Here is a 10,406-nt window from a genome sequence, read left to right on the forward strand (position 1 = left end):
CGCCACCTCGAGAACCCCCATGCACGAACAACCCTCTGCCCTGATCGAACTCGGCAAGCGCTACTGGCTGCCGGTATACAAGCCGCGCGAACTGGTGCTCGACCACGGCAAGGGCGCCCGGGTGTGGGATACCGAAGGCCGCGATTATGTGGACTTCGGCGCCGGCATCGCGGTAAACGCACTCGGCCACCAGGACCCGGATCTGCTTGCCGCGCTGGTCGCGCAGGCGCACAAGTTGTGGCACAGCAGCAACGTGTTCTACACCGAGCCGCCGCTGCGGCTGGCCGAGGAGCTGGTGCGCGCCTCGCATTTCGCCGAGCGCGTGTTCCTGTGCAATTCGGGCGCCGAAGCGAACGAGGCGGCGATCAAGCTGGTGCGCAAGTGGGCGGCGTCGAAGGGGCGCGCGCCGGAGCAGCGCGGCATCCTCACGTTCAGGGGATCGTTCCACGGCCGCACGCTGGCCACGGTCACCGCCACCGCGCAGCCGAAGTACCAGGCGGGCTACGAGCCGTTGCCGGCGGGTTTCGGCTACGCGGATTTCAACGATGTCGCCGCACTGGAGGCGGCGTTCGCCACGGGCGACATCGCCGCCGTGATGCTGGAGCCGGTGCAGGGCGAAGGCGGCGTGCTGCCGGCCGCGCCGGGTTTCCTCAAGCGCGTCCGCGAACTATGCGATCAGCATGACGCGCTGCTGGTGCTGGACGAGATCCAGTGCGGCATGGGCCGCACCGGAACGCTGTTCGCGCACGCGCACGACGACGTCACGCCGGACATCGTGACCCTGGCCAAGGCGCTCGGCTGCGGCTTTCCGATCGGTGCGATGCTGGCCGGCCCGAGGGTGGCCGAGGTGATGCAGTACGGTGCGCACGGCACCACCTTCGGCGGCAATCCGATGGCCGCCGCGGTCGCACGTGTCGCGCTGGCCAAGCTGGCCTCGCCGGCAGTGCTGATGAACGTGGAGCGGCAGGCGAACGACCTGCGCGCCGGGCTGGCCCGGATCAATCGCGAGTTGCCGGTATTCGCCGAGGTGCGCGGTCGCGGCCTGATGATCGGCGCGGTGCTGGCGGATGCCTACAAGGGCGAGGCGGGAGCGATCCTCGACTGTGCCGCCGCGCATGGCCTGCTGCTGCTGCAGGCTGGGCCCGACGTGCTGCGCTTCGTGCCGCCGCTGACGATCACCGACGAAGAACTGGCGGAGGGCCTTGCGCGCCTGCACGCGGCCTTGGACGACTTTGTGGCAGGCTGAGTCGAGACTCTCGTACCGCCCGCCAATCAGGAGCATACCGATGAAATATCTGCACACCATGGTGCGCGTGCGCGATCTCGACGCATCGCTGCGTTTCTATTGCGAAGGCCTCGGCTTGCGCGAGGTGCGCCGCAAGGAAGTGCCGGAGGGCAAGTACACGCTGGTGTTCCTGTCGGCGCCGGACAGTCCCGAGGCCGAGATCGAGCTGACCTGGAACTGGGACTCGCCGGAGGACTACGGTTCGGCGCGCAACTTCGGCCATCTGGCATTCCGCGTCGAGGACATCTACGCCACCTGCGCGCGCCTGCAGGCGATGGGCTGCACCATCCACCGCCCGCCGCGCGACGGCCACATGGCCTTCGTGCGCTCGCCCGACCTGATCTCGATCGAGCTGCTGCAGGAAGGCCATCTGCCGCCGCGCGTGCCGTGGGCGTCGATGCCGAATACCGGCAGCTGGTGAATCAGCCCTTCGCGTCGCGCAGGGCGCCACGCGCGGCTTCCAGCGTGTCGGCGATGTCCTGGTCGGTGTGCGCACTGGACATGAAGCCGGCCTCGAACGCCGATGGCGCCAGGTACACGCCGCGCTTCAGCATGCCGTGGAAGAAACGGTTGAACAGCGCCACGTCCGCCGCCGTCGCCTGCGCGTAGCTCCGCACTTTTTCGGTGCTGAAGAACAGGCCGAACATGCCGCCCACGCGGTTGGTGCTGAACGCGACGCCTTCGCCGTCGGCCACCGACTGCAAGCCATCGCAGAGCAGGCGCGTGCGAGCGGCCAGCTTGTCGTGGAAGCCGGGCGCCTGGATCAGCTCCAGCATCGCCAGGCCCGCCGCCATCGCCACCGGATTGCCGCTCAGCGTACCGGCCTGGTAGATCGGGCCGGCCGGGGCGATCTGTTCCATCAGTTCGCGGCGGCCGCCGTAAGCGCCCACCGGCATGCCGCCGCCGATGATCTTGCCGAAGGTGGTGAGGTCCGGTGTCACGCCGTAGTGCGCCTGCGCGCCGCCGAGCGCCACGCGGAAACCGGTCATCACCTCGTCGAAGATCAGCAGCACGCCGTACTGCGTGCACAGTTCGCGCAGGCCCTGCAGATAGCCATCGACCGGCGGGATGCAATTCATGTTGCCGGCGACCGGCTCGATGATCAGGCCGGCGATCTCGTTGCCCTGTTCGGCGAACAATGCCTTCGCGGCGTCGAGGTCGTTGTACGGCAGGGTCAGGGTGAGGTCGGCGTTCGCCTTCGGCACGCCCGGCGAGGTCGGCACGCCGAAGGTCAGCGCGCCGGAGCCGGCCTTGACCAGGAAGCTGTCGCCGTGGCCGTGGTAGCAGCCTTCGAATTTCACGATCTTCGCCCGGCCGGTGGCGCCGCGGGCAAGGCGGATCGCCGACATCGTCGCCTCGGTGCCGGAGTTGACCATGCGCACCATCTCGACCGAGGGAACCAGCCGGGTGATCGTCTCGGCCATGGTCACCTCGGCCGGGCAGGGCGTGCCGAACGACAGGCCATGCTGCACCGCGCGTTCGACCGCCTCGCGCACGGCGGGATGGTTGTGGCCGACGATCATCGGCCCCCACGAGCCGACGTAGTCGATGTAGCGCGTGCCTTCGACGTCCCACAGGTACGCGGCGTCCGCCCGTGCGGTGAAGAACGGCTCGCCGCCGACCGACTTGAACGCGCGCACCGGCGAGTTCACGCCGCCGGGCATCAGCTTCAGGGCGCGCTGGAAAAGTTCGTGGTTGGTCATCGTGCGGATTCTCGGTCGAGGGAGTACAGGTCGGCGAAACGTCGCGCGGCGGCGCGCACATCGGCAGCGGCGAACAGGGCGGTGATCGCGGCCAGGTATTCGGCGCCGGCTTCGACCAGCGAAGCGCCATTGTCCGGCGTGATCCCGCCGATCGCCACCCGCGGCACGCCGAGCGCGGCGCTTTGTCTCAGCAGGTCGATCGGGACGCGCGCTGCCAGCGGCTTGGTGGGCGAGGGAAAGAATGCGCCGAACGACACGTAGCTGGCGCCGGCGCGCGCGGCGGCCTGCGCACGCGGCAGCGAGCCGTAGCACGACACGCCGACGATCGCGTGTTCGCCCAGCACGGCACGCACGGCGACCGGATCGTCGTCGTCGCGGCCCAGATGCACGCCGCTGGCGCCAACGGCCAGAGCCAGCGCGATATCGTGGTCGATGATCAGCGGCACGCCGTGGGCATGACACAACTGTGCGAGCGCCGTCGCTTCGGCACGGCGCCGCGCCGTGTCGTCGCTCAAGTCGCGGTATTGCAGCAGCCTCGTGCCGCCGGCCAGTGCTTGCGCGACGACGTCGAGCAGATCGGCGCGCGGCCCATCGGTGATGGCGTACAGGCCGCGGCCCGGGTGGGGTGGGGGCATCATCAAATCATGGCCTCGCGAGCGTGGTGGAAAGGGTGGCGACGTCGTCGCGCTTTCGTATTGTCGGGCGAGTTGCGAGAATGCTCCATTCCCCAGAGATCCGAAGAAGCCTGATCATGAGCCAGAGTTCCACCGAAACCGCCTTGCGCAAATGGATGTGCGTCGTCTGCGGCTACATCTATGACGAAGCCGTGGGCGTGCCCGATGAAGGGATTCCCGCCGGTACTCGCTGGGAAGATGTGCCCGATACCTGGACCTGCCCGGATTGCGGCACCACCAAGGACGATTTCGAGATGATCGAGCTCGACTGAGCGCCGATTCCTGCCCGCAAACGGCCCGATCCCGTCAGTGCATTGACCGGGCCGCCTGCTCTGATGTTCCTGCGCCCGGCCACGCGGCGCGCCATACGGGGAACATCCCATGCAACAGTTCATTCCGCTCGAAGACGACTGGGACGCACTGGAAAACCTGCGTCCCGAAGACCTGATTCCCTATCGTGTCGGCATGCTCGACGCGCCGCGTGCAGCCGCTCAGCGCACCGGCCCGATGTCGCCGTCGATCTTCAGCGCGTCGCCCAGCTTCGCCCCGATGCGCTGCGCCGTGCCGGCAGACAGCTCCAGTACGTAGATCGCCGGCGCGTCGCTGGGATAGGTCGGGCAGGGATCGGCCTTGCATGGCGGCACGTCCAGCCGCATCGAGACCAGTCGGCGCTCCGCATCGAAATACAGGATGTCCAGCGGGATCAGCGTGTTCTTCATCCAGAACGCCTGCGGCCCGGTGTAGGGAAACACGAACAGCATGCCGTGGTCGGGCGCCAGCGTGGTGCGCATCATCAGGCCGCGCTGTCGACTGGCGTCGTCGGTGGCGAGCTCCACCGAAAAACGCTGCCCATGCAGCTCGACCGCCGGCTTTGCGGACTGCGCGGGGGCGCTGCCGGAACAGCCGGCCAGCAGGAAGAGCATCGGGACAATCCATCGTTTCATCGCAGGCACTCGTCGCGGGCGGGAAGACGCGAGGAGCAGTGTAGCGCTGCGGCCAACTGCGCTTCTGAGAGAAAAGTGCATGCGCCCCCTTCCCAGATGCGCGGCGCGGCGCTATGATTCTCGCCCCTTCGACGAGGCGCCCTTTCGCGAAGGTTTCCGCAACACTCCACGCTGAAAAATTTCTTGGCTGAAGGTGTTGACGGTGTAGAAAAGCGATGTAGAATGGGCGGCTCACCCGGGACGAAAGGTTGCGGGGTGATCACCGAAACGGTGGTCGGCGAGAAGATCTTTGACAGTGTGCGCAGGTGAATTGTGTGGACGTCTTGTGCTGGAGGGTTGCGACCTGTCCAAGCAATGCAAGCGTCCCACCAAGTAAAAAGTCAGTAATGAGTTTGGATTGGTTGGGAAGAACGCTTCAGAAAGATAGATCGTCTCCGGACGATCGAAAACTTAAGTGAAGAGTTTGATCCTGGCTCAGATTGAACGCTGGCGGCATGCCTAACACATGCAAGTCGAACGGCAGCACAGAGGAGCTTGCTCCTTGGGTGGCGAGTGGCGGACGGGTGAGTAATGCATCGGGACCTACCCAGACGTGGGGGATAACCTCGGGAAACCGGGACTAATACCGCATACGTCCTACGGGAGAAAGCGGGGGACCTTCGGGCCTCGCGCGGTTGGACGGACCGATGTGCGATTAGCTAGTTGGTAGGGTAATGGCCTACCAAGGCGACGATCGCTAGCTGGTCTGAGAGGATGATCAGCCACACTGGGACTGAGACACGGCCCAGACTCCTACGGGAGGCAGCAGTGGGGAATATTGGACAATGGGCGCAAGCCTGATCCAGCAATGCCGCGTGTGTGAAGAAGGCCTTCGGGTTGTAAAGCACTTTTATCAGGAACGAAATACCACGGGTTAATAACCTGTGGGGCTGACGGTACCTGAGGAATAAGCACCGGCTAACTTCGTGCCAGCAGCCGCGGTAATACGAAGGGTGCAAGCGTTAATCGGAATTACTGGGCGTAAAGGGTGCGTAGGCGGTTGTTTAAGTCTGTCGTGAAATCCCCGGGCTCAACCTGGGAATGGCGATGGATACTGGGCAGCTAGAGTGTGTCAGAGGATGGTGGAATTCCCGGTGTAGCGGTGAAATGCGTAGAGATCGGGAGGAACATCAGTGGCGAAGGCGGCCATCTGGGACAACACTGACGCTGAAGCACGAAAGCGTGGGGAGCAAACAGGATTAGATACCCTGGTAGTCCACGCCCTAAACGATGCGAACTGGATGTTGGTCTCAACTCGGAGATCAGTGTCGAAGCTAACGCGTTAAGTTCGCCGCCTGGGGAGTACGGTCGCAAGACTGAAACTCAAAGGAATTGACGGGGGCCCGCACAAGCGGTGGAGTATGTGGTTTAATTCGATGCAACGCGAAGAACCTTACCTGGCCTTGACATGTCCGGAATCCTGCAGAGATGCGGGAGTGCCTTCGGGAATCGGAACACAGGTGCTGCATGGCTGTCGTCAGCTCGTGTCGTGAGATGTTGGGTTAAGTCCCGCAACGAGCGCAACCCTTGTCCTTAGTTGCCAGCACATCATGGTGGGAACTCTAAGGAGACTGCCGGTGACAAACCGGAGGAAGGTGGGGATGACGTCAAGTCATCATGGCCCTTACGGCCAGGGCTACACACGTACTACAATGGTCGGTACAGAGGGTTGCCATACCGCGAGGTGGAGCCAATCCCAGAAAGCCGATCCCAGTCCGGATCGGAGTCTGCAACTCGACTCCGTGAAGTCGGAATCGCTAGTAATCGCGGATCAGCTATGCCGCGGTGAATACGTTCCCGGGCCTTGTACACACCGCCCGTCACACCATGGGAGTGGGTTGCTCCAGAAGGCGTTAGTCTAACCGCAAGGAGGACGACGCCCACGGAGTGGTCCATGACTGGGGTGAAGTCGTAACAAGGTAGCCGTATCGGAAGGTGCGGCTGGATCACCTCCTTTCAAGAAATGACGGCGTGAGTCTTCACGCAAGACGTCCACACAAGACACCTGTACTTTACGCAAAGTCCCTTTTGCGAAGAGCAAAACCGGCCATCCATGGCCGGACTCTTCAACAAAAGCCGGTCCGAACCCAGGTTCGAGGCAGGCTGGCGTAGGTTCTGGGGCTCGATCTCTGGGTCTGTAGCTCAGGTGGTTAGAGCGCACCCCTGATAAGGGTGAGGCCGGTGGTTCGAGTCCACCCAGACCCACCATTACCTCACGCGAGTCCATCCGCGAAGGGCAGATCAAGACCGCCCTTCCCTGGGCGGACTCCTCAAGGGGCCTTAGCTCAGCTGGGAGAGCACCTGCTTTGCAAGCAGGGGGTCGTCGGTTCGATCCCGACAGGCTCCACCATCAAGCGCCGCGTGAAGTATCAGCACACCCAAGATTTTGAAATCATCCGGCATTGAGGCCGGTGTGATGTTCTTTGAAAACACGTAAACGAGTGACAAGCGTCTTGGTTCGAACCGAACCGAGACAAGTGTTAAGGCACGAAAACGAAGTAACTTGGCTGCACCTGAGGAGGGTGTAGGCCCCGAGGCGACTTGGGGTTATATGGTCAAGCGACTAAGCGTATACGGTGGATGCCTTGGCAGTCAGAGGCGATGAAGGACGTGGCAGCCTGCGAAAAGTGTCGGGGAGCTGGCAACAAGCTTTGATCCGGCAATGTCCGAATGGGGAAACCCACCGCGCAAGCGGTACCGTGCACTGAATACATAGGTGTACGGGGCGAACCCGGGGAACTGAAATATCTAAGTACCCGGAGGAAAAGAAATCAACCGAGATTCCCTGAGTAGCGACGAGCGAACGGGGACTAGCCCAAAAGCACATTGTGTTCTAGTCAAACGGCATGGAAAGGCCGGCCATAGATGGTGATAGCCCAGTCGACGAAAGGGCACTTTGTGTGAAATTGAGTAAGGCGGGGCACGTGAAACCTTGTCTGAACATGGGGGGACCATCCTCCAAGGCTAAATACTACTGACTGACCGATAGCGAACTAGTACCGTGAGGGAAAGGCGAAAAGAACCCCGGAGAGGGGAGTGAAATAGACCCTGAAACCGTATACGTACAAGCAGTGGAAGCCCGCAAGGGTGACTGCGTACCTTTTGTATAATGGGTCAGCGACTTACTGTCAGTGGCAAGCTTAACCGTATAGGGGAGGCGAAGAGAAATCGAGTCTGAATAGGGCGCATAGTCTCTGGCAGTAGACCCGAAACCGAGTGATCTATCCTTGGCCAGGTTGAAGGTGCGGTAACACGCACTGGAGGACCGAACCCACATCTGTTGCAATAGATGGGGATGAGCTGAGGATAGGAGTGAAAGGCTAAACAAACTCGGAGATAGCTGGTTCTCCTCGAAAGCTATTTAGGTAGCGCCTCGGACGAATCTTCCTGGGGGTAGAGCACTGTTATGGCTAGGGGGTCATCGCGACTTACCAAACCATGGCAAACTCCGAATACCAGGACAGACTATCCGGGAGACACACGGCGGGTGCTAACGTCCGTCGTGAAAAGGGAAACAACCCAGACCCGCAGCTAAGGTCCCAAAGTCATAGCTAAGTGGAAAACGATGTGGAAAGGCATAGACAGCCAGGAGGTTGGCTTAGAAGCAGCCATCCTTTAAAGAAAGCGTAATAGCTCACTGGTCGAGTCGGTCTGCGCGGAAGATTTAACGGGGCTAAGCTATGCACCGAAGCTCGGGGTGTGCACCTTTAGGTGTACGCGGTAGAGGAGCGTTCCGTAAGCCTGTGAAGGTGGATTGTAAAGTCTGCTGGAGGTATCGGAAGTGCGAATGCTGACATGAGTAACGATAATGGGGGTGAAAAGCCCCCACGCCGAAAGCCCAAGGTTTCCTCGCGCAACGTTCATCGGCGCAGGGTGAGTCGGCCCCTAAGGCGAGGCAGAAATGCGTAGTCGATGGGAAGCTGGTTAATATTCCAGCACTTTTCTACAGTGCGATGTGGGGACGGAGAAAGTTAGGTCTACCGGGCGTTGGTTGTCCCGGGGAAAGGCGGTAGGCATGGGTCTTAGGCAAATCCGGGGCCCTTTATGCCGAGCACCGAGACGAGTCCTATTTGGACGAAGTGACTGATACTACGCTTCCAGGAAAAGCCACTAAGCTTCAGCTGTAGAAAAACCGTACCGTAAACCGACACTGGTAGGCAGGGTGAGAATCCCAAGGCGCTTGAGAGAACTCGGGTGAAGGAACTAGGCAAAATGGCACCGTAACTTCGGGAGAAGGTGCGCCCATCGACGTGGTCACGTGCGTGACTGAGCGTTGATGGGTCGCAGTAACCTGGCCGCTGCGACTGTTTATCAAAAACACAGCACTCTGCAAACACGAAAGTGGACGTATAGGGTGTGACGCCTGCCCGGTGCTGGAAGGTTAATTGATGGGGTCAGCCGCAAGGCGAAGCTCTTGATCGAAGCCCCAGTAAACGGCGGCCGTAACTATAACGGTCCTAAGGTAGCGAAATTCCTTGTCGGGTAAGTTCCGACCTGCACGAATGGCGTAACGACAGCGGCGCTGTCTCCACCCGAGACTCAGTGAAATTGAATTCGCTGTGAAGATGCAGCGTTCCCGCGGCAAGACGGAAAGACCCCGTGAACCTTTACTATAGCTTTACACTGAACGTTGAGTTCTTCTGTGTAGGATAGGTGGGAGGCTTTGAAGCGCAGACGCCAGTTTGCGTGGAGCCATCCTTGAAATACCACCCTGAAGTGCTTGACGTTCTAACCTCGGCCCGTGATCCGGGTCAGGGACCGTGTATGGTGGGTAGTTTGACTGGGGCGGTCTCCTCCCAAAGAGTAACGGAGGAGCACGAAGGTACGCTCAGCGCGGTCGGACATCGCGCACTGTGTGCAATGGCATAAGCGTGCTTGACTGCGAGATCGACGGATCAAGCAGGTACGAAAGTAGGTCATAGTGATCCGGTGGTTCTGTATGGAAGGGCCATCGCTCAACGGATAAAAGGTACTCCGGGGATAACAGGCTGATACCGCCCAAGAGTTCATATCGACGGCGGTGTTTGGCACCTCGATGTCGGCTCATCACATCCTGGGGCTGTAGCCGGTCCCAAGGGTATGGCTGTTCGCCATTTAAAGTGGTACGCGAGCTGGGTTCAGAACGTCGTGAGACAGTTCGGTCCCTATCTGTCGTGGGCGTTGGAGATTTGAGGGGGGCTGCTCCTAGTACGAGAGGACCGGAGTGGACGTTCCGCTGGTGTTCGGGTTGTCATGCCCATGGCATTGCCCGGTAGCTACGAACGGAAGTGATAACCGCTGAAAGCATCTAAGCGGGAAGCACGCCCCAAGATGAGATCTCCCGAGAGCTTGACTCTCCTTAAGGCACCATCAAGACCAGGTGGTTGATAGGTCAGGTGTGGAAGCGCAGCAATGCGTTCAGCTAACTGATACTAATGAGCCGTGCGGCTTGACCATATAACCCCAAGTGGCTTCGCGGGTTTTAACGAAAGTCCGATTCGCATTCACCTCGACGCTTGTCACTCGTTTACGATTTATTGAAGCCGGCGCACTGGCGCTGCTTCAACCCCTTCCCTGGCGGCCATAGCGGCGTGGTCCCACCTGATCCCATCCCGAACTCAGAAGTGAAACGCGCATGCGCCGATGGTAGTGTGGCTTTGCCATGCAAGAGTAGGTCACCGCCAGGGGCTTTATCCTTAGAAGGCCTCCCCATCCGGGGAGGCCTTCGTCTTTTTGGCGTTTGCCGCGGCGATCGCCGATCGCCGGCTCACACGGCTCTCCG

At 61.1% G+C, this 10,406-nt stretch carries 6 protein-coding genes, 2 tRNA genes and 3 rRNA genes; 8 read left to right on the top strand and 3 right to left on the bottom strand.

Annotated features, from left to right (window positions below; translation table 11 throughout):
• Positions 1-19 precede the first annotated feature (19 nt).
• Both KK131_RS10590 and KK131_RS10595 read left to right on the top strand, forming a co-directional pair.
• Positions 20-1,246, top strand: coding sequence for an acetylornithine/succinylornithine family transaminase (locus KK131_RS10590; protein WP_214556597.1), 1,227 nt, complete (start codon positions 20-22; stop codon positions 1,244-1,246).
• A gap of 40 nt (positions 1,247-1,286) precedes the next feature.
• On the top strand, positions 1,287-1,706 hold the full coding sequence (locus tag KK131_RS10595; protein ID WP_214556598.1) for a lactoylglutathione lyase: 420 nt from the start codon (positions 1,287-1,289) through the stop codon (positions 1,704-1,706).
• Between the two features lies 1 nt (position 1,707).
• Here KK131_RS10595 and hemL read toward each other — a convergent pair whose 3' ends face one another.
• Both hemL and thiE read right to left on the bottom strand, forming a co-directional pair.
• Entirely contained in the window at positions 1,708-2,988 is a 1,281-nt protein-coding gene (hemL, locus tag KK131_RS10600; RefSeq protein WP_214556599.1) for a glutamate-1-semialdehyde 2,1-aminomutase, read from the bottom strand.
• The gene (thiE, locus tag KK131_RS10605) at positions 2,985-3,623 is read right to left on the bottom strand and encodes a thiamine phosphate synthase (RefSeq protein ID WP_214556600.1); all 639 of its coding nucleotides are present in this window, start codon (positions 3,621-3,623) and stop codon (positions 2,985-2,987) included. Before thiE ends, hemL begins: the two co-directional genes overlap by 4 nt.
• Positions 3,624-3,739: 116 nt before the next feature.
• Here thiE and KK131_RS10610 point away from each other — a divergent pair, with 116 nt between their 5' ends.
• On the top strand, positions 3,740-3,934 hold the full coding sequence (locus tag KK131_RS10610) for a rubredoxin (protein ID WP_056391343.1): 195 nt from the start codon (positions 3,740-3,742) through the stop codon (positions 3,932-3,934).
• A 219-nt stretch (positions 3,935-4,153) separates the two neighbouring features.
• Here KK131_RS10610 and KK131_RS10615 read toward each other — a convergent pair whose 3' ends face one another.
• Positions 4,154-4,585 (bottom strand): DUF192 domain-containing protein, encoded by a 432-nt coding sequence (locus KK131_RS10615; protein ID WP_214556601.1) that lies wholly within the window; start codon positions 4,583-4,585, stop codon positions 4,154-4,156.
• A 472-nt stretch (positions 4,586-5,057) separates the two neighbouring features.
• On the opposite strand from KK131_RS10615, the gene KK131_RS10620 reads away from it, so the two are divergent.
• From KK131_RS10620 to rrf, 5 genes are all read left to right on the top strand, one after another.
• Positions 5,058-6,602 (top strand): 16S ribosomal RNA (locus tag KK131_RS10620).
• 174 nt (positions 6,603-6,776) lie between these two features.
• Positions 6,777-6,853 (top strand) — tRNA-Ile (locus tag KK131_RS10625).
• Between the two features lie 66 nt (positions 6,854-6,919).
• A tRNA-Ala gene (locus KK131_RS10630) sits at positions 6,920-6,995 on the top strand.
• 203 nt (positions 6,996-7,198) lie between these two features.
• Positions 7,199-10,081, top strand: a 23S ribosomal RNA gene (locus tag KK131_RS10635).
• A 116-nt stretch (positions 10,082-10,197) separates the two neighbouring features.
• A 5S ribosomal RNA gene (gene rrf / locus KK131_RS10640) occupies positions 10,198-10,311 on the top strand.
• The 16S, 23S and 5S rRNA genes sit together here with 2 tRNA genes alongside, the layout of an rRNA operon.
• Positions 10,312-10,406: the final 95 nt, after the last annotated feature.

The sequence above is a fragment of the Rhodanobacter sp. LX-99 genome, from assembly GCF_018599185.1.
In the GTDB taxonomy this organism is placed as follows: Bacteria; Pseudomonadota; Gammaproteobacteria; order Xanthomonadales; family Rhodanobacteraceae; genus Rhodanobacter.